Origin of the sequence: Halorientalis regularis (assembly GCF_023698535.1) — an archaeon.
Taxonomy (GTDB): domain Archaea; phylum Halobacteriota; class Halobacteria; order Halobacteriales; family Haloarculaceae; genus Halorientalis; species Halorientalis regularis.
The window spans coordinates 100,537-117,973 of record NZ_JALJCL010000003.1 but is presented as its reverse complement, the minus strand read 5'-3'; the positions used below and the strand labels follow the sequence as shown (position 1 = coordinate 117,973).

Below are 17,437 nucleotides of genomic sequence, written 5' to 3'. Positions count from 1 at the left end.
GCCGACGCCTTCACACCGCCAGATCCGGCGCGGGCAGCACGTCGCCCCGCTCGGCGGCTTCCCGGTCGAAGTAGCCCCAGAACGTCCCGGCGACGTAGTTGAACAGCGCCGAGACGAAGGGGAACCCGACGATGGCGAAGGTAGACAGGAACAGCGCGATCCACAGCCCGACCGACAGGACTGTCCAGAGGACCATCGCCTCGAGGTCGGTGCCCGACAGCACGAACCGGACGAGATACTCCGTCGAGAACGCCGCCTCCATCTCCTCGGTCGTGGCGACGACCGTGAGCGCACCCGGCAGCAGGTACAGCAACAGGACGAGCAGGCCGAGTGCGCCGGCCGATGCGATTCCCTCGCTGGCCTGTGCCGCCCCGAGCACCAGCGCGAGGACGAGTACCACGAACGCGCCGCCGTATATGAAGACGACCAGCGGCAGCCACATCCCGTCGACGAACGTCCCGCCGTAGTCGTCGAAATCCGGCCGCTGGGTCTGCCCGCGTGCGACCGCCCGACACAACTGGAAGCCGTAGCCCGTCGAGATCCACCCGACGAACGGCACGGTCATCCCGGCGAGGGTGATCAACCCCCCGATATCACCAGCGGCCGCTTGTCGCTTCGAAACGAGTAGCCGAGGGAGAGCGAGAACACGCCGTCCCCGAACGGGGATTTCCCCTCCGGGTTCGTGTCCGGCCCCGGCGCCTTCACCGACTGCCCGCAGTTCGAGCAGTAGTTCATCTCGTCGTCGAGTTCGGTCCCACACGCGTCGTAATAGCCCATCCCTGTGGAGCCTGCACAGTCGCCGATGTTAAAATTTTCCAACAGGAGTGGTCGGACTCCCTCGGTCGCTCACACCGTCCGGTTGCCCGCATCGAACCGCCACAGCGTCAGCCCTCTGAACTTCGTCACGTCGGCGTCGCTCCGGTTCGCTTCGAGCGTGTCGCGGTAGCGCCGCAGGCCGTCCGGCGGGACGTGGACGGAGACGAACCAGACGGTACCGTGGTCGCGGACCGCTCGCCGGATCTCCGTGGCCGACGCCGACCCCGAGAGTCGTTTCACGGCCACGTCGTCCCGCGCGAAGTAGTGCTCGAACGGGTTGGCGTACGAGGGCTGGCTGACGAGGACCACGTCACCCGCGGCCGCGTCGGTCCCCACGGTTTCTGACACCTCGTCCCACTGGGCGTGCTGGTCCTGGGTGTAGTACACCGGCAGCGGGAGGAGGAAGGCCAGCACGAGGACACCCCCGACGATGTAGCGCAACTCGGCACTGTCGACGAGCCGAATCGACGCCCCCAGCAGGACGTACACCCCCATCGCCGCCCCGACGGTGTAGCGGTACACGTAGATCGGCGTGACCAGGTACGAGATCGCCACGGGTACGACGACGAGGACCCCGATCCAGGTGCCGAGCAACGCTCGCCGCTCGCGGCCAGTGAGGCCCACGCCGTCTCCTGTGTTGGCCGCGCCGCCGTCCCCTCTTGCCTCGGCGGTTTCACTGGTCTCGCCAGTCCGTTCGTCGGCGTAGTCGACGGCGACGAATCCCGCGACGAGCAACAGCGCCAGCGAGCCGATCACCGGATTCCAGGGGTCGACGTAGACACCGAACGTCAGGAGAATTCTCGGCACCGTCGGGTCGGGGATCCAGGTCAACCCCGTCGGGCCGCCACCGCCCGACGAGAGGGCCTGCCCGAGCAACACCGCGATCCACGGGAGCGCGGCCAGTCCGACGGCGACCTGTGACGCGAGCCACGGCCGAAACGGGACGGCCGGCCTCTCGTCGCCGAGCCATCTGGAGCCGACCACGAAGACGTTCTGTGCCAGCACGACGAACAGCGCGAACGCGTGGGTGTAGACCAGCAGGACCGTCGCCAGGGCGTACCCGGCCACCGTCCGGCGCGTCGGTGTCTCGACGACACGCACGAGCATGTAGAAGGACAGCAGCGTCAGCAGCGCGAACAGGCTGTACATCCGCGTGGATTGCGAAAAGTCGATGTGGAACCGCGCCACCGCGAGGACGGCCGCGCTCAGTAGCCCGACCCGCCGGTCGTAGAGGCGCGCGCCGAGTGCGTAGATAACGACGACGGCCGCGACGCCGAACAGCGCCGCCGGGAGCCGGGTCATCGTCTCGGCCGTCCCGAACAGGTCCGTCCAGCCCTTCAGGATCGCGTAGTACAGCGGCGGGTGGCGGTCGACGGTCGGCACCTGGATCAGCACTTCGGGCAGCGTGCGCCCGGCCACGAGGTTCAGCGACGCGATCTCGTCGAGCCAGTAGCTCTCGTTCCCGAGGTCGTACAGTCTGAGTCCGGCCGCGAGCGCGACGATGCCGTACAGCGCCGCCGGTACCGATCGGACCCGGTCCGTGAATGCCCCCATCTGTTCCCTGCTGGTCCTGTTGGGGAACGAATAGTTAGCTGTTGCGGATGGCGGAGAACTGGAAAAAAGCCGTCGGCGGTTCGACGGCGATCAGCGCCGCAGGACCGCGATCAGCACCGCGAGCAACGCCAGGAGCAGGGCGAGTACGACGCCGAGAGTACTGCCCGTGATCCCGTCGTCCGCGCCGTCCGAATCGGTCGCCTGTCGGGTCGCCCCGGGATCGTCGGCAGCGTTGCCGTCACCGGCCGACTGGGTCGTGTCCGTGACGGCACCGGAACCGTCAGAGTCGCCGTCGGTTGCCGGAACGGCCGCGGCGTCGTCGGCCGTCGTCCCGTCGCTTCGGGTCGACGAGTCCGACTGACTGCCGGAAGCAGTGCCCTCCGTGGCGCTGTCGCCCGATCCGGAGTCACTGGCACCGGTGTCGCCGGACCCGGAGTCGGTCGAGCTATCGGTTCCAGCCGTCCCGTCGGAGTCGTCGCCAGTGGATTCGTCGCCGTCCGCTCCGAACCCGGAGACGTTGATGTCGAAGTCACAGCCGCCCGGTTTCGTGGGACAGGGATCGGTGGTCAGGTTGCCGCCCGGGTCCAGGCGCGGACCGTCGTCGCCCGGGCCCAAGATGGGACCGCCGTCGCCCGTTCCCCCGCTGTCCGTCGAGTCGGATGCGTGGGTCACGGAGAGCGTGTAGCTGGTGACCTGCTCGAAACTGCCCTCCGGCGGCTGGACGATCACGGTGTACTTGCCGCTCCGGTCGGCCGTGAACGTGGTGGAGTGGACGTTCCCACTCTCGGTCGACGAGGCGACCGCCGGTGACGGCTGTCCGCTGCCCCACGGCGGTTCGCCCTCGAAGACCTCGAACGCCGCGGTGGTCCCACCGCCGTGCGCCGTCGTGGTCACGTCGATCGTGTCCCCCTTCGACAGCTGGAAAATGTACTTGTCGATGTCGCTCCCGTGGAGCATCACGTCGACGCTCGTGTCCGGATCGAGCGTCGTCCAGTCGTGTTTCGGTTGCTTCGAGCAGGGGTAGTAGTGGATCGAGCAGTCGCTGAGCGGTCCCGACGCGGACGTCGCGGAGTCGAAGCGGTCGGGCTTGACGATGCCGTACTCGAAGTAGATCTTCCGCAGTTCCTCGTGGCGACCGGTGTTGTCCACGTACTGGATGAAGAAGTCGTGGATGTCCGTCGTGCGGTCGCTGTTGAACGGTCGTGCCACCCGCTGCTGGTTGTCCGTCTCGTTGACGGCGTCGAAGATCGTCCCGAGGTCACCGTCGATTTCGTCGTGGGGTTCGTTCGCCGGGTCGTACACGTCCCAGAGGATGTTCGCGACCGCACCCTCGACCTTCGCGCCGTCGTAGCCGTCGTTGGCGTGCGACTCGGGACACTGCGGGCCGTGCTCGTTGGTCTCGTTGTAGTAGTGATGCTGTTCGAGCCACATCCCGTCCGTGCGGGGGCTGTCGTTGACTGCGGCCTCGAAGAACTCGGCGAAGCCCTCGTACCAGGCGGTGATCCGTCCGGTGTCGCTCCACACGCAGTGTGGGCCCCAGTTAGCGGGCTTGGGAATCTGCCAGCCCTTGTACTTGAACAGGCCGCTCATCACCGCGTGCCCGTACTCGTGGTGGACCGTGTGGCGCTTGTCCGCGTCCCAGCCGTTGCTCCCGATGACGAACTTCTCGAAGGGGGACTTGAACTGGCTGTTGTTGGGATTGGCCGCCGGGTACCGCGCTTTCACGCGGTTGCGCGTCCAGCCGGCCTCGCGCTCGGTGAACCGGTACGCCTCCAGGGTCCAGTTGGCGACTTGGAAGGCGCGGCGGGGCTTTTCCTTCGTCGCGGTCAGGTCGACCGTCGCCGAGTTCTGTCCGCGCTTGACCATCGCCTCCTGGTTGAGCGTCCAGGTGTTGCCGTTGGCCGTATCCAGGTTCTGCCCGAAGTTGACGACGTTGACCGCCGGGTTCTTCGCGACTGCCTGCACGTGCAGGAAGAGCTTCTTGTCGAAATCCACGTCGGCCTCGTACTCCGCCACGTCGATCTGCACCGAGTAGCGACCCTGATCGTCGGTCGTCGTCCGGGCGATCACCGGATTCACGGGGCCAACCACGTCGTGTCGGATCTTGACCGTCACCTGTCGGGCCGGCCGGAGATTGCCGTCGACGCCGCGGTACTGGACCGTCCCGGAGAGCGTCGTCTTCCCGTTGGCCGCCGACAGCGACTTCGTGACCGTCACCGCAGAGGACTCGTCCGTGTCCGCAGTGGGCGACGCGTGTGCGCCGCCACCTGCCCCGCTGGCGGCGGCCGTGGGCACCAAGCTCAACGTGAGCAACACTGCACCCACGACGACGAGCCCCAGCCGGAGTCGACTGCGAACGCACATCTCACCGCACCTCCGTGAGGTCGGTCGTGGTCTCGGCCTGTATCCAGGCGTCCTTGTTCTCCCGGTCGTAGACGACCGCGCCACCCGTCGCGAGTTCGACCGTCTCGGTCGACGGGCCGGTCGTCGCTCGATGCGAACCGTCCGTGATGTGGTTTCGAGCCATCACACTCCCTTCTCGGGCCGGGATGTCCGTATAAACCCCTCACCCTCAGCGCCAATCAGCGACTCTCAACCACGCTCCGCGTCAATCAGCACCACTGGTGTATTGCGATTCGGTATTTCGACCTTGATGTGAGGACGTAAACGGTAAAAGGTTTTAAATAGTAGAATATTCGCCGGTGAGTTCCCGCCGGTCCTCCCGGTGGTCCGTGGCGTCATTTCGAACGATCCCCCACTATCAAGTCGGTTCACGAACACGACCGAATCGAACACGCGTCGTGCGGGGTGAGGAATGACAGACAGCGCCATCGGGGATCGAGTCGTCCGCCTGGTCGCCCTCGGAGCGGCTGTCACGGTTCTGGTCGCGGTCGCGCTCGGTGCATCCGCGGGCGCGGCCGGGGACACGGGGTCGAACCCGTCTTTCGTCGGCGCGCTGGCACCGGTGTCGGGTTACGATGCCGTCGTGACCCGAGTCGACTTCGACCGGGACGGGGATGCCCACTGGCGGGTCGAGTTTCGCTACGAACTGACCGACGGGGCCGCGCGTCGCGCTTTCGCGCAGGCACGGACGAACGTCTCGAACCCACCCGGTGTCTTCGTGGGGCGGATGCGACGCGCCGTCGACCGGGCCGAGCAGGAGACGGGTCGATCGATGGCGGTCGAGAACGGCTCGGTCCGGGCCCACCGGTCGGTGCCGTCCGGCCGGTTCGGCGTCGTGACCTACCGCTTCACCTGGACGAACTTCGCCGCGACGCCCGCGTCGGACCGGTACGTCCTCGGTGACGCCATCGGCGGCCTCCGGCTCGGTGCGAACGAGTCGCTCTGGATGGAGTGGCCCGACGACTTCGAGCGAGCGTCGGTCACGCCCGACCCCGACGCCAGTCAGGCTCACGCCGTCCGCTGGACGGGGCCGCTGCAGTTCCGGACCGAAGACCCGACGGTCGCGCTGGACGCGACCGGCGTCGGCGGTATCGACTCCATACTGCCGGCTCTCGGCGGCGCGGCCCTGGCGCTCGTCCTCGCCGTCGGCTGGTACGGCCACGGACGGTGGTGGGGCGAGTCGTCGACGACCGACGACGGCCTACCCGGAGACGGGACGGCGACAACTCCTCCCGACGCCGACCGGGACGACGCGGGGGAGACCGTTGGCGAAACTGCCGAGAAAAGCCCCGACGACCCGCGCGAGGAACTGCTCACCGACGAGGAACGGGTCCTGCGACTGCTGGAAGCCGAGGGCGGTCGCATGAAACAACAGGACCTCATCGCGGCCGTCGACTGGTCACGGACGAAAGCCAGCGACGTGGTCAACGAGATGCACGAGGCCGAGCGTATCGAGGTCTACCGACTCGGCCGCGAGAACGTCCTCGCACTCCCGGGGGAGATCGAGGTATGACCGTGCGCGCTCCGCGTCCCCCACTGTCCCGTCCACGTCCGGCGATTGAACGGTTCCGAAACGGCGCTGATTGGGCCGGAACGTCTGTGCCTTTCAACTCTCCCGGGTGCCTACCGGAGAGGTGGATCGACGAATGACTCGACTCCGTCGTGCCGTCGTGGTCTTGGTGCTCGTCGCGGTACTCCTCGCGGCACTCGCGACCGCCGGGAGTGCGCTGGCGGCGACGCCGCCCGAGCGCAACGCGACCGGCCCGGGCACGGCCGTCGCCAGTGCCATCGACACACAGCGTGTCGAACTCGACGGCGACCTCGCCGCCGCCGACCTCCGGGACCGACTGGCCGCCGCCGAGACGCCGGCGGCGAGGGCCCGCGTCGCGGCCGCCGCGCTCGACGACGCCGAGTCACGGCTCACGACGCTCGAAGCCCGAACGGACTCGTTGCGCGCCGCCCGCGAGCGAGGGGCGCTCGACGCCGACGCCTACGCGGCCCGGATCGGACCGGTCGCGGCGCGTGCCCGGGCGATAGACAGACGCGTCCAGCGGGTCCGGACGGCGACCGCGGAGCTGAACACTACCGTCCGCCGCGAGGCCAACGTCACCGGTGCCCGGATCGACGCGGTGCAGTCCCGGGCCGCGGACGTGGTCGCCGCCGACCCCGGCGGGACCGCCGGCCTCGGCGCGGGCTTCTATCGTCGCCTCGCGACAACGGTCGCGACGTACAACGCCAGCGCCGGCAGTTACGACCTCGGCGTCCTCGGGGCACACGTCGACGGCGAACGCGTTACGCTCCGGATCGACCGGACCGGCGGTGGCACCGGCGTCGTCTCGTTCCGGACGACCGAGGACGGTCGGATCCGGAACCTTCGGGCCGGGGCACACCCGGACACCACGCTGGTCGTGACGGTCGACGAAGCGACGGCCAGACGCGTCCTGACGGCCGAACAGTCCGACGCGGCGCTCAGGCAGGCGTTCGCGTCCGGGAAGATCACGGTTCGGGGCGTCGGCCCGCTCGCCACGATCAAGTGGGCCATCGTCGACCTCGCGCTCGGTGCCGCCCGGTTGGTCGTCGGCCTCCTCACCTGGCTCCTATGACACCCACGACACACCTCCGCCGGCTGGGTGCCCTGCTCGACAGACTCCCGGCCGCCGAACGCATCGCCATCACCGGGATTTTCCTCCAGACCGCCCTCGCGGTCGGGCTGTTCGCGGCGGGGTACGCCGGCGGCGACCGGGTCGGGGCGCTCGTCGCCGCGGTCCTCCTCGCCGTCGCGGTCCTCGCGGGGGTGGCCGCACTGCCCGCGGTCCTCCTGTGGCGACTGGATCGCTCCCCGCGACTCGCGGCCGCGCTGGCCACCCTCGTCGGCCTCGGCACCCTGGTGTTCAACGAGGCCCACGTCACCGTCTGGCCGGTCTCGGTCGCGCTCGTCCTCGCCGCCGGCCGCGCGTGGGCCGGGACGCGCCTCGACGCGACCGACCTGCTCGCGCTCGATCCCGGACGATTCGAGCGGGTTCAGCCGCCGAGACACAACACCGAGGAAGCGGACGGGGCCGCCGCTGGCGACACCGAGCACGACACGAGAAAAGACTAACCAGCCCCTCGATCAGGCCCTCAGGACCTGTTCGAGCACGTCCGGCGCGTCGTCCAGCGCGTCGTCGAGAGCCTCGCCGTCGGGGCCGCCACCCTGGGCGAAGTCCGGTGGGCCGCCGCCGCCACCGCCGACCTTGCTCGCGAGTTCGCCGACGACCTCGCCGGCGTCGATTCCGGCGTCGTCGGGGACGGCGACGACGAACTGCGCACCGCCGGACTCGCTTTCCTCGTCCGCCGAGCCCTCGCTCGCGTCGCTCGCGGGGACGCCGTCCGGCGCGCTCCCGATGACGGCGATCTTTCCGTCCTCGACGAGGGCGTTGGCCGTCGCGCGGAGTTCGTCCATGTCGGCGTCGAGCCGCTGGATCACCGCGGGCGTTCCGCCCACGTCGACTTCCTCGCCGTCGTCGCCGGCCGCCCGGACCTCCGCGAGTTCCTCTTTGAGCTGTTCGATGGTCTTGCCCCGTTCTTTCCACTCGCTAAAGAACCGTTCGGCGGTCTCGGGCACGTCCTGCGGGCTCACGTCGAGGGTGTCCGCGGCCGCGTAGAGGGCGTCCTCGGTCGCCTGGGTCGCCTCGATGGCCGCGTCGCCAGCGGCGAACGTGAGCCGCTCCACACCGTCCTGGATACGCTCTGTGTTCAGGAGCTTGATCGCGCCCACGTCGCCGGTGCGGGCGACGTGTGTCCCACCGCAGGCCTGGACGTCCTCGTCGACGTGGATCAGCCGGATCTGCTCGCCGGCTGGAATCCCGCCCTGGTAGAGGTCGAACCCGTGCTCGGCTTCGGCCTCGTGGCGGTCTGGCCACTCCTGGGTGACCGACGTGTTGTCCATCACGACCTCGTTGGCGAGGCGTTCGATCTGTTTGACCTGTTCGCGCGTGATCGGCTCGTAGTGGCGCACGTCCAGCCGGGCGCTGTCGGTGTGTTTCTGCGCACCGGCCTGCCGGATGTGGTCGCCCAGCACTTCCCGGGCGGCGTGGCCGACGATGTGGGTCGCGGTGTGGTGGCGCATGAGTCGACGTCGCCGGTCGGCGTCGATCCCCCCGCGGACGAACTCGCCTTTGCCCGGGTCCTCGTCGACCCGATGGAGGACGACGCCGTCGACGATCTGCACGTCCTCGACCTCGGCGGTCACGTCGTCGGTCGTGATCGTCCCGTGGTCGGCGGGCTGGCCCCCGCCTTCGGGGTAGAACATCGTCTGGTCCAGCACCACGTCGTAGTCGCCGTCCTCGCGCTCGAACACGTCCAGCACCATCGCCTCGAACTCCATGCGCTCCTGGTCCTCGTAGTAGAGGCGGTCGGTCTCGGGCAGGTCCGACAGTCGCTCGCCGTGGCTCGACTCCTCTGCCTCGGCGGCCGCCTCCTCGGCGTCGTGGCGGTCGGCGACCAGCGAGTAGAAGTCGTCCGGGACCGCGACGGCTACGTCCCGCTCGGCGGCGATCTCCTCGACCATGTCGGGCTGGATGCCGTGGCTGTCGTACAACTCGATCAGCTCCTCGGTCGGGATGGGGTCGCCCGAGGCGGCGTACTCCTCGGCCAGCTGGCGGACCTTCCGGCCGCCCCGGTCGAGCGTCTCGCGGTACTTCTCGACCTCGGTGCGGACGATGTCCCGGATCGTGTCGCGGTTGCGGTAGCCCAGCCGCTCGGCCTGCATGTCGACGAGTTCGTCCAGCGGGGCGTCCACGCCGACGTTGTCACAGAGGCGCTTGGTCCGCCGGAGGACCATCCGCGCGAGATAGCCCGTCCCGACGTTGCTCGGGACGATGCCGTCGCCCAGCATGTACGCCAGGGTCCGGGCGTGATCCGAGATGGCGTAGATGTCTTCGAGGGGCTCCACGAGGTCGCGCAACCGGTCGACGTCGACCCCGAGTTCGGCCGCGATGTCGGCGCGTGCGGCCTCGACGTCGTCGACGTCGTCGATGTCGAGACTCCCGGAGAGCCGCGCGGCGTCGTGGACGATGGCCGCCTCCTCGCTCGTCAGATCGACCCCGGCGTTGTCCTTCAGGAAGTCGATCATGTCGGGGTAGATCGCCTCGTACACAGTTGGCGTGCCCTGGCTCATCCACGTCCAGCGCTCGATCCCGTAGCCAGTGTCGATGACCCGGCGATCCATCCGGGAGTACGTGTTCCCGTCCTTGAGTTCGTACTCGCCGTCGGGGTCCTGCTCGAAACACATGAACACGAGCGTGGCGAGTTCCAGCCCGCGGTAGATGACCTCGAAGGCCGGGCCGGCGTTGCCTCCGCCGACCCACGGGTCCTCGATGAACGTCAGCTCGCCCATGTCCGCGCCCAGCGACTCGAAGAACTCGACACAGTACTCGACACACTCCTCTTTCCAGTAGACCTCGCCCTCGTAGGCGTACTCGGCGTCCTCGGCGGCGTTGAACGCGTGGTGGCCGCCCATCTCGAAGGCCATGGTGTGGCGGCCGGTCTTGCCCACGTTGTCGATGTCCTGCATCCGGATGCACGGTTGCGAGACGACGAGGGGGTTGGCCGGCGGCGGCGACTGCCCCGAGGTGACGTGGGGCTGAAAGTCGTAGATCGACGCCTGGGTCAGGAGCACGTCGTCACGCCAGCGGTTCGCGGCGACGGGGTAGGGATCGACCCGCTCGTGGTCGTGGTCCTCGAAAAAGGAGAGAAACGTCTCGCGCATCTCCGACAGCGACAGCTCGTCGTCGAACCCCGGATTGTCGATGAAACTGTACTCCGCACACGGGGGCTCGCCACAGGTATCCCGACTCCCGTCGAGCGTCCAGAAGTGGTCCCCACAGGCCGAACACTCCAGCCGGTGAAACCCCTCGTCTTCGAAGTACTGGAGTTTGTACTCCGCTTCGAGCTCACTCATTCGTTGCCCTAATGTGGCCAACCGGGCGGTAAAACAGTTCCGAACAGGCGGCGAGATTCGCCGCCGTCTGGACGTTTCGGGTTCGCGCCCGGTCCCGATCGCCGGGAGTCGTCGCGGTCCTTTTTTCCCTCCCCAGTCTGGGTTCGGTATGGCCGACATCACAGTCGACACGACAGCACGGTTCCCGCAGCGTCGCCCGGCCGCGTCGCTCGTCCTCGTCGTCCTCGCGAGCGAACTGCTCGGCGGCCTCGGCAACCTCCTCTCGCTGTCCGGCGTCACGACGTGGTACCCCACGCTGACGAAACCGGCGTTCACTCCGCCGGGCTGGGTGTTCGGCCCGGTCTGGATCACCCTCTTTGCCCTGATGGGCGTCGCGGCGTGGCTCGTCTGGCGTGCTGGCCTCGACGACCGGACCGTCAGGATCGCCCTGGCGCTGTTCGCCGGCCAGTTCGCGTTCAACGTCGCGTGGTCCGGCGCGTTCTTCGGCCTGCGTTCGCCACTGCTCGGGCTGGTCGTCATCGCCGTCCTCTGGCTCACCATCGTCGCCACCGTGCTGGCCTTCGACCGGGTGGACCGCCGGGCGGCGCTGTTGCTGGTGCCCTATCTGCTGTGGGTGAGTTTCGCCGCACTATTGAACTACGAACTCTGGCGGTTGAACTGATGAACCCGACGCTCGCGACTGTCGCCGCAGGGTTCGGTGGTGGGGCAGCACTGGTCGCCTGGCGCGCCCGCGGCCGCGAAGGTCGTGCCCGGACGGTCGCCGCCGTCCTGCCGTTCCTCCCGGTCTCCATCGGGACCTGGTACCTCGCTATGGCGACCGGGTGGGCCCTCGACGCCGGTGACCGCGTGGTCCACTGGGGCCGCTTCGCCGACGGCGTCCTCACCATCCCGCTTCTCGTGTTCGTCCTCGCCCTGCTCGGCGACGCCGACCGCACGACGACGGCGACGGGGATGGCGCTCGGCGGGTACAGCATGGCCGCGACGCTGGTCGCGACACTGACCACGGGGACGACGAAACTCGCGTGGCTCGCCGTCGCCGTCGGCGCGTTCTGTGCACTCCTGTGGATCCTGTTCGGGCCCCTCTCGCGAGCCGCTCGGGACAGCGCCGCCGCGCCCGCGTTCGGGCGCGTCCGAAACGTCGTCGTCGCCCTGTTCCTGCTCTACCCGGTGGTCTGGGTGCTCGGAGCGCCGGGCTTCGCGCTCGCCCCGACCCTGCCGCTGTTGCCGGCACGGGTCGCCCTCGACGCGGCGCTGAAGATCGGCGTCCCGCTCCTCGTGCTGGCCTGGTTCCCACCTGCGGACGCCGACTGACGGACCCGGCGTTTCGACGCCTCGATCCGTACCGCTGCGACGAAGAGCCGAAGCCCAGCGTATCGACGACCGCTCGACACTCAGTCGTCCAGCGCCAGCGAGGCGAGCAGCGCCTCCAGCTGGATGCGCTCGTTGGCCCCCTCGGTGATCCGGTAGTCGGCCTCACCGATGCGGTCCAGCAGGGTGACGGCGGCCTCGTCGTCCAAGTCGAACTCCCAGACCGAGCGGTGGAGTTGGTCGATCACGTCGCCACCGGCGATGCCCTCATTGGTGAGGAGGTCGTCGAGCGTCGACCGCGCCGCCAGGAAGTCGCCGTCGAGCGCCTGCGTGACCATCTCGTGAATCTCCTCCGGACGCGCGGTCGAGGTGATGGCGTAGACGGCTTCTTCGTCGACCACGTCGCCGGTGACCGCGGCGGCCTGGAGCCCGTTGATCGCCCGGCGCATGTCGCCGTCGGCGGCGTAGATCAGCGCGTCGACCCCGTCGTCGGCCACCTCGATGTCCTCCTCTTCGGCGATGATTCGGATCTGCTCCTCGACGGCCTCGTCCGAGAGCGGGTTGAACCGGAAGACGGCACACCGGGACTGGATCGGGTCGATGATCTGACTGGAGTAGTTACAGGAGAGGATGAAGCGAACGTTGTTCGAGAACTCCTCCATCGTCCGGCGGAGTGCCGACTGGGCGTCGCTCGTGAGAGCGTCTGCCTCGTCGAGGAATATAATCCGATATTTCGCGCCGCCGAACGAGGAGCGGGCGAAGTTCTTGATCCGTTCACGGACCACGTCGATCCCGCGCTGGTCGGAGGCGTTGAGTTCGAGGAAGTGTTCCTGCCAGTCCTCGCCGTACAGTTCGCGGGCGATGGCGAGTGCCGCGGTGCTCTTCCCGATTCCGGCCTCCCCCGAGAACATGAGGTGGGGCAGGTCGTCCCTGGCGACGTAGCTCTGGAGGCGTTCGACGATGGTCTCCTGTCCGACGATCTCGTCGAGCGTCTGCGGGCGGTACTTCTCGATCCAGATCTCGTCCCGCCCGGCCCGCGACTCGGTGTCGGCCTCGCTCATACTCCGGGCAACGAGTGGGCTCGTCATAAACTGCCCGGGACCACTCCAGCTTCGATCCGCCCGGAACCGGCGGACCCGGCGGTGAGCGACACGCTCAAATCCAGTCAGGCTCTTCCCCCGGTATGGTCACGGTCGAAGTGGTCGGCGAGGGGACCCGCGAGATCGAACCCGAGACGCTCGGGGCCGATCCGACCTACGCGGACCTGGTGCGGGCCGTCGACTACAGCCCCCACGAGGTGTCCGTGCTGGTCGACGACCAACCGGTCCCCGAGGACCGCGCGGTCGACGCCGACCACGTTCGCGTCCTGCGACTGATCAAGGGCGGGTAGTTTTTGCGTGGGAGCGACTACTCCCTACCGATGGAGATCCGCGAGGCGACGGTCGAGGACCTTCCGGCCGTGCTGACCGTCTTCGACGGGGCCATACTGGCGACCAACGTCGACGCCGTCCGGCAGGCCATCGACCGGGGCGACCTGCTCGTAGCCGCGACCGGGGGGCGCGTTCTCGGGGCCTGTCTGCTGGACGGTGAAGTGATCGAGGCGGTCGCGGTCCGGCGCGCCCGCCGGGATCAGGGCATCGGCACGGCGCTGGTCGAGGCCGCGGCCGACCGTCGGGAGCGGCTCGTCGCCGAGTTCGATCCGCGGGTGCGACCGTTCTGGGCGTCGCTCGGGTTCGAGATCGACGCCGCCGACGAGCCGGACCGCTACCGGGGTGTCCGTGAATGAGTCGGGCCGCCAGGGGATGGACGCGTCAGAGGCCCCGCTCGACGGTGTCGTCCGGCCGAGAGTCCAGCTCGACGTATCGACGCTCTCGGTCCAGTGCCGCTCCCAACCGGATCGACGAGTGGAGTTCCCGGATCCAACAGGCTCGTCGATGAGGTGACCGAGGTGTCGTTCCGCGCTCGCGCTGGCCGCCATAGCGAGCAATATTATCAGTCGTTTGCGTAGCTCCGTGGGCGCAAAATGCGAGCAGGGCGGTCTCAGTCGCCGAATTTACGGGTTCGATACCAGATTCAGACGAGGGGTTCGACGAGGTCTCGGCCGGCCGACAGGAGTTCCGTGACCCGCGCGTCGCCCGTCGCCTCCGCGTACACCCGGAGCTTTGGCTCGGTACCACTGGGCCGGACCAGCAGCCAGGACCCGTCGGCGAGGAAGATCTTGAACCCGTCCACGTCGTTGACGCGCTCGACGGTGGCCCCGGCGATCTCGTCGGGCAGTGCCCCGTCCAGGTCCGCGATAACCCCGGCCTTGCGCTCGTCGGGGCAGTCGACGCTGATCCGATCCTGGTGGACTTCCCCGTGTTCGTCCTCCAGGGCCGATACGCGCTCGTCCAGTGGGCCCTCGACGGCCGCGGCCGCCGTCAGCAGGGCCAGTGTCACGCCGTCCTTGTTCCGGAGGTGCCCCCGGACCCCGAACCCGCCGCTCTCCTCACCGCCCATCAGGGCGTCGGTCTCTGCCATCGCTTCGGCGACGTGTTTGAACCCGACCGGCGTCTCGGCGACGGTCTCGCCGTGGGCCTCGGCGACGCGGTCGACGATGGCGCTGGTCGAGACCGTCCGGACCGCCGCCCCCGACGCGGATTCGAGCAGGTAGTCGTACACCGCGGCGAAGAACAGTGAGGGATCCAGCAAGCCCCGCTCGGGCGTGACGACGCCGATCCGGTCGGCGTCGCCGTCGTTGGCGATCCCCAGGTCGGCCGGGCCGGACTGGACGCGCTCGATCAGGCCACCGAGCTTCTCGGCGCTCGGTTCGGGTGACTCGCCGCCGAACTCGGGGTCGGTCCCACAGCGCAGGCGCTCGACCTCGGCACCGGCGGCGTCGAGCAGGCGGTCGGTCACGTCGCGGCCGCTCCCGTGCATCGCGTCGTAGGCGACGGTCAGTCCGTCCAGATCGGCGTCGACGACCGAGAGCGCGTGGTCGACGTACGGGCCGACGAAGTCGACTTCCTCGACAGTACCCTGTTCGTCCTCCGGGAGCGGTTCGGGTTCGGCCAGGTTGGCCTCGATGCGGTCGGTCACGTCCGCGGGGGCCGGTGAGCCGTCCGCAGGGATGAACTTCACGCCGTTGTACTCGGGCGGGTTGTGCGAGGCCGTTACCACGAGCGCGCCGGCCAGGTCCCGGTCCCGGACGGTCCAGGCTGTGACCGGGGTCGGACAGTCCCGCTCGGGGAGCAAGACGTCGAACCCGTTGGCACAGAGGACGCGCGCGAGTTCTTCCGCGAAGCCCCGCGAGTGCTCACGAGCGTCGTAGCCAACCGCGACGGTGTCACTCGTCCTCTCGTCGTCCCGCAATACCGAGGCGACGCCCTGTCCCACCATCCGGACGCGCCGGTCGGTGAACGTTTCCAGGGTGGCCCGCCACCCGTCGGTGCCGAACGAAATCTGGTCCATACGCTCTCTCGCTCGTGGCCTTGGAAAAAGTCACGGTTGCTGACAATCCTGTGGGGGTTCCACGTCGCCGGCGCTCACCCCTCGATCAGTCGCTCCTTCTCGGCCCGGGCGTACTGTTTGATCTCGTACTCGCGGGACATGGCGGCCGATTTCGAGTCGAAGGACTCGACGTGGACGAGTTCGACCGGCGTGCGTCCGCGGGTGTACTTGGCTCCCTCGCCGGCGTCGTGTTCGGCGACCCGGCGCTGTACGTCGGTCGTGTAGCCCGTATAGAGCGTATCGTCGGCACAGCGCAACACGTAGACGTAGTGGTCCGGCACGTCCGCACGGAGGACGCACTCGGCGGTGAGTGTTACGACACGAAAGGGCAGTGTCGCCCGGCCCGCTGCCGGAGCAGTGCCGTCGAAATGGGCTTCGCGTGGTGTCTAGACCACGATTCGGGTGGCCACAGTGGCCGTCACGCTTTGTGAGCGCGCTCGCGTGCCACCTCGGCGATGCCAGCGTTCGCCGAGCAACTCGGGCAGGCGTGAACCTCGCCGTACTCGTCCGCGAAGACCCGAGCGAACTGGTCGGACACGTGCGCGCCGCAGTGATTACAGTCTGGCATTCGTCACTGCCGGCAGCGACCGACTGCCGACACCGTACATAAGGGGCGCGTGTACATATCCTCCATACCGGACCAGTAAGGTATCCTCGCGGGGCGGTGCCCTCTCCCGGTTTCGGCTTCTCACTCCGCGCGAGCGGCGTCGACGGCGCGGGCGATCAGCGCGGCCTGTGCGCCCGCGGTGAAGCCGGCGTCGACGTTGACGGCGGTCAGGGCGGTACAGGACTGGAGCATCCCGTCGAGTGCGGCTTCGCCCTCGCCGGCGTGGCCGTACCCCGCCGACACCGGGAGGCCGATGACTGGCGTGTCGACGAGGCCGGCGACGACCGTCGGGAGCGCCCCCTCGCGGCCGGCGGCGACGATCAACACGTCGAGGTCCCGGAGCGCGGGCAACTGGTCGAGCAGGCGGACGATGCTGGCCACGCCGACATCGTCGACGCGCTCGACCTGTGCGCCCATCTCTCGGGCGAGGACAGCCGCCTCCCCGGCGGGCTCGGCGTCGGACGTACCGGCGGTGACGACGCCGACGGTCGCGTCCAGCTGTGGGCGCTCGAACGCGTCGGTGTGGGCTACCAGCACGCGGGCGCGCTCGTGGTAGGTGTCGTCGGCCTCGAAGGCGTCCAGGCGCTCTCTGACCGTGGCCAGCGCCTCGGCGTCCAGTCGCGTCACGATAGCCCGGCCAGTCGTCTCGACGGCCGTCGCCGCCAGGTCGGCCACTTCGGCGGGCGTCTTCCCGTCGGCCAGGATCGCCTCGGGCACGCCCGCCCGTGTCTCCCGGGCGGCGTCGAACCGTCCGGCCTCGCCGGTGGCGTACCCGGCGAGTTCCGCCTCTGCCTCGGCGGGACTCACGTCGCCCGCCGCGACCGCTTCGAGCAACTCACGCATACATTCCCTCCACACTCGACTCACTCTTACCCATCGACTTGACTACAGACGGTAGGAAAAATGACATATATTCTTTTAGACCAAAGCGCGCGCGAGCGACCGGCTAACGGGTGTACACGACCAGTTCGCCGGTTCGAATGGGGCCGACACAGGGGTTCCGTTAAATACCGGCCAGTGGCTTTATAAATAGAGAACCGCGAAACCGGCTCAGACCCCCGTGAATACCGGCGAGAAACCGCACAAACGGGAAAGTATTTAAACCACCCTCTGGAAAGGCGGCGTGTATGGCAGACCTGATCGTCAAAGCCGCCGTGAAGGAAGCGCTCGATGACATGAACGTCGCATCTGACTTCTACGACGCACTCGACGAGGAAGTCGAAGAACTGCTCGAGGACGCCGCGCGTCGTGCCGAAGAGAACGACCGCAAGACCGTCCAGCCCCGCGACCTGTAGGCTGGGGATTTCATTCGTTTTTTC

19 protein-coding genes are annotated in these 17,437 nt (G+C 68.4%); 8 read left to right on the top strand and 11 right to left on the bottom strand.

Going from position 1 to position 17,437, the window contains the following annotated elements; all coding sequences use genetic code 11:
• Window positions 1-10 precede the first annotated feature (10 nt).
• The 5 genes from MU521_RS04620 to MU521_RS04600 form a co-directional block, all read right to left on the bottom strand.
• Window positions 11-565 (bottom strand): DUF4013 domain-containing protein, encoded by a 555-nt coding sequence (locus MU521_RS04620; RefSeq protein WP_092688110.1) that lies wholly within the window; start codon window positions 563-565, stop codon window positions 11-13.
• A 14-nt stretch (window positions 566-579) separates the two neighbouring features.
• The gene (locus tag MU521_RS04615) at window positions 580-777 is read right to left on the bottom strand and encodes a zinc-ribbon domain-containing protein (protein WP_092688113.1); all 198 of its coding nucleotides are present in this window, start codon (window positions 775-777) and stop codon (window positions 580-582) included.
• 69 nt (window positions 778-846) lie between these two features.
• Complete coding sequence (locus tag MU521_RS04610; protein ID WP_092688116.1) at window positions 847-2,370, bottom strand: glycosyltransferase family 39 protein; 1,524 nt, start codon at window positions 2,368-2,370, stop codon at window positions 847-849.
• A 90-nt stretch (window positions 2,371-2,460) separates the two neighbouring features.
• Window positions 2,461-4,734 carry a hypothetical protein gene (locus MU521_RS04605; RefSeq protein ID WP_092688119.1) on the bottom strand — a complete coding sequence of 758 codons (2,274 nt, stop codon included), beginning with the start codon at window positions 4,732-4,734 and terminating at the stop codon, window positions 2,461-2,463.
• A 1-nt stretch (window position 4,735) separates the two neighbouring features.
• Window positions 4,736-4,897 (bottom strand): DUF7331 family protein, encoded by a 162-nt coding sequence (locus MU521_RS04600; RefSeq protein WP_175452768.1) that lies wholly within the window; start codon window positions 4,895-4,897, stop codon window positions 4,736-4,738.
• A gap of 288 nt (window positions 4,898-5,185) precedes the next feature.
• Here MU521_RS04600 and MU521_RS04595 point away from each other — a divergent pair, with 288 nt between their 5' ends.
• The 3 genes from MU521_RS04595 (at window position 5,186) to MU521_RS04585 (ending at window position 7,873) form a co-directional block, all read left to right on the top strand.
• Window positions 5,186-6,286, top strand: a complete 1,101-nt coding sequence (locus MU521_RS04595; RefSeq protein ID WP_092688122.1) for a helix-turn-helix transcriptional regulator — start codon at window positions 5,186-5,188, stop codon at window positions 6,284-6,286.
• Window positions 6,287-6,419: 133 nt separating this feature from the next.
• Window positions 6,420-7,376, top strand: a complete 957-nt coding sequence (locus MU521_RS04590) for a hypothetical protein (protein ID WP_139171051.1) — start codon at window positions 6,420-6,422, stop codon at window positions 7,374-7,376.
• Complete coding sequence (locus MU521_RS04585; RefSeq protein WP_175452769.1) at window positions 7,373-7,873, top strand: hypothetical protein; 501 nt, start codon at window positions 7,373-7,375, stop codon at window positions 7,871-7,873. Before MU521_RS04590 ends, MU521_RS04585 begins: the two co-directional genes overlap by 4 nt.
• A gap of 12 nt (window positions 7,874-7,885) precedes the next feature.
• On the opposite strand, the gene alaS is transcribed toward MU521_RS04585, so the two are convergent.
• Window positions 7,886-10,714 (bottom strand): alanine--tRNA ligase, encoded by a 2,829-nt coding sequence (gene alaS, locus MU521_RS04580; protein WP_092688128.1) that lies wholly within the window; start codon window positions 10,712-10,714, stop codon window positions 7,886-7,888.
• Between the two features lie 148 nt (window positions 10,715-10,862).
• Between alaS and MU521_RS04575 the strand changes: the two genes are divergently transcribed.
• Window positions 10,863-11,375, top strand: a complete 513-nt coding sequence (locus MU521_RS04575; protein WP_092688131.1) for a TspO/MBR family protein — start codon at window positions 10,863-10,865, stop codon at window positions 11,373-11,375.
• Window positions 11,375-12,025: a bacteriorhodopsin gene (locus tag MU521_RS04570; RefSeq protein ID WP_092688134.1), complete on the top strand. Its 651-nt coding sequence runs from the start codon at window positions 11,375-11,377 to the stop codon at window positions 12,023-12,025. Before MU521_RS04575 ends, MU521_RS04570 begins: the two co-directional genes overlap by 1 nt.
• Window positions 12,026-12,105: 80 nt before the next feature.
• Here MU521_RS04570 and MU521_RS04565 read toward each other — a convergent pair whose 3' ends face one another.
• Window positions 12,106-13,083, bottom strand: a complete 978-nt coding sequence (locus MU521_RS04565; protein WP_092688137.1) for a replication factor C small subunit — start codon at window positions 13,081-13,083, stop codon at window positions 12,106-12,108.
• A 122-nt stretch (window positions 13,084-13,205) separates the two neighbouring features.
• Here MU521_RS04565 and samp2 point away from each other — a divergent pair, with 122 nt between their 5' ends.
• Both samp2 and MU521_RS04555 read left to right on the top strand, forming a co-directional pair.
• Window positions 13,206-13,412, top strand: a complete 207-nt coding sequence (gene samp2, locus MU521_RS04560; protein WP_092688140.1) for a ubiquitin-like small modifier protein SAMP2 — start codon at window positions 13,206-13,208, stop codon at window positions 13,410-13,412.
• Window positions 13,413-13,442: 30 nt separating this feature from the next.
• A complete protein-coding gene (locus MU521_RS04555) occupies window positions 13,443-13,808 on the top strand; it encodes a GNAT family N-acetyltransferase (protein ID WP_092688143.1) in 366 nt (121 codons plus the stop codon).
• Between the two features lie 287 nt (window positions 13,809-14,095).
• On the opposite strand, the gene MU521_RS04550 is transcribed toward MU521_RS04555, so the two are convergent.
• The 4 genes from MU521_RS04550 to larB form a co-directional block, all read right to left on the bottom strand.
• Window positions 14,096-15,472 carry a phosphoglucomutase/phosphomannomutase family protein gene (locus MU521_RS04550; RefSeq protein ID WP_092688146.1) on the bottom strand — a complete coding sequence of 459 codons (1,377 nt, stop codon included), beginning with the start codon at window positions 15,470-15,472 and terminating at the stop codon, window positions 14,096-14,098.
• A gap of 74 nt (window positions 15,473-15,546) precedes the next feature.
• Window positions 15,547-15,792, bottom strand: coding sequence for a GIY-YIG nuclease family protein (locus tag MU521_RS04545; protein ID WP_092688149.1), 246 nt, complete (start codon window positions 15,790-15,792; stop codon window positions 15,547-15,549).
• 137 nt (window positions 15,793-15,929) lie between these two features.
• A complete protein-coding gene (locus MU521_RS21800) occupies window positions 15,930-16,079 on the bottom strand; it encodes a DUF7563 family protein (RefSeq protein WP_170845344.1) in 150 nt (49 codons plus the stop codon).
• Between the two features lie 120 nt (window positions 16,080-16,199).
• Window positions 16,200-16,961 (bottom strand): nickel pincer cofactor biosynthesis protein LarB, encoded by a 762-nt coding sequence (gene larB / locus MU521_RS04540; RefSeq protein WP_092688152.1) that lies wholly within the window; start codon window positions 16,959-16,961, stop codon window positions 16,200-16,202.
• Between the two features lie 284 nt (window positions 16,962-17,245).
• Between larB and MU521_RS04535 the strand changes: the two genes are divergently transcribed.
• Window positions 17,246-17,413 (top strand): DUF1931 family protein, encoded by a 168-nt coding sequence (locus tag MU521_RS04535; protein ID WP_092688156.1) that lies wholly within the window; start codon window positions 17,246-17,248, stop codon window positions 17,411-17,413.
• Window positions 17,414-17,437: the final 24 nt, after the last annotated feature.

What these genes read in the sequence shown, in the direction of transcription:
- MU521_RS04595 (WP_092688122.1), top strand. Translation starts at nt 5,186, where the DNA reads ATGACAGACAGCGCCATCGGGGATCGAGTCGTCCGCCTGGTCGCCCTC.
- MU521_RS04550 (WP_092688146.1), bottom strand. Translation starts at nt 15,472, where the DNA reads ATGGACCAGATTTCGTTCGGCACCGACGGGTGGCGGGCCACCCTGGAA.
- MU521_RS04620 (WP_092688110.1), bottom strand. Translation starts at nt 565, where the DNA reads ATGACCGTGCCGTTCGTCGGGTGGATCTCGACGGGCTACGGCTTCCAG.
- MU521_RS04575 (WP_092688131.1), top strand. Translation starts at nt 10,863, where the DNA reads ATGGCCGACATCACAGTCGACACGACAGCACGGTTCCCGCAGCGTCGC.
- MU521_RS04605 (WP_092688119.1), bottom strand. Translation starts at nt 4,734, where the DNA reads ATGTGCGTTCGCAGTCGACTCCGGCTGGGGCTCGTCGTCGTGGGTGCA.
- MU521_RS04555 (WP_092688143.1), top strand. Translation starts at nt 13,443, where the DNA reads ATGGAGATCCGCGAGGCGACGGTCGAGGACCTTCCGGCCGTGCTGACC.
- MU521_RS04610 (WP_092688116.1), bottom strand. Translation starts at nt 2,370, where the DNA reads ATGGGGGCATTCACGGACCGGGTCCGATCGGTACCGGCGGCGCTGTAC.
- MU521_RS04570 (WP_092688134.1), top strand. Translation starts at nt 11,375, where the DNA reads ATGAACCCGACGCTCGCGACTGTCGCCGCAGGGTTCGGTGGTGGGGCA.
- MU521_RS21800 (WP_170845344.1), bottom strand. Translation starts at nt 16,079, where the DNA reads ATGCCAGACTGTAATCACTGCGGCGCGCACGTGTCCGACCAGTTCGCT.
- MU521_RS04615 (WP_092688113.1), bottom strand. Translation starts at nt 777, where the DNA reads ATGGGCTATTACGACGCGTGTGGGACCGAACTCGACGACGAGATGAAC.
- MU521_RS04585 (WP_175452769.1), top strand. Translation starts at nt 7,373, where the DNA reads ATGACACCCACGACACACCTCCGCCGGCTGGGTGCCCTGCTCGACAGA.
- MU521_RS04600 (WP_175452768.1), bottom strand. Translation starts at nt 4,897, where the DNA reads ATGGCTCGAAACCACATCACGGACGGTTCGCATCGAGCGACGACCGGC.
- alaS (WP_092688128.1), bottom strand. Translation starts at nt 10,714, where the DNA reads ATGAGTGAGCTCGAAGCGGAGTACAAACTCCAGTACTTCGAAGACGAG.
- samp2 (WP_092688140.1), top strand. Translation starts at nt 13,206, where the DNA reads ATGGTCACGGTCGAAGTGGTCGGCGAGGGGACCCGCGAGATCGAACCC.
- MU521_RS04535 (WP_092688156.1), top strand. Translation starts at nt 17,246, where the DNA reads ATGGCAGACCTGATCGTCAAAGCCGCCGTGAAGGAAGCGCTCGATGAC.
- MU521_RS04590 (WP_139171051.1), top strand. Translation starts at nt 6,420, where the DNA reads ATGACTCGACTCCGTCGTGCCGTCGTGGTCTTGGTGCTCGTCGCGGTA.
- larB (WP_092688152.1), bottom strand. Translation starts at nt 16,961, where the DNA reads ATGCGTGAGTTGCTCGAAGCGGTCGCGGCGGGCGACGTGAGTCCCGCC.
- MU521_RS04565 (WP_092688137.1), bottom strand. Translation starts at nt 13,083, where the DNA reads ATGAGCGAGGCCGACACCGAGTCGCGGGCCGGGCGGGACGAGATCTGG.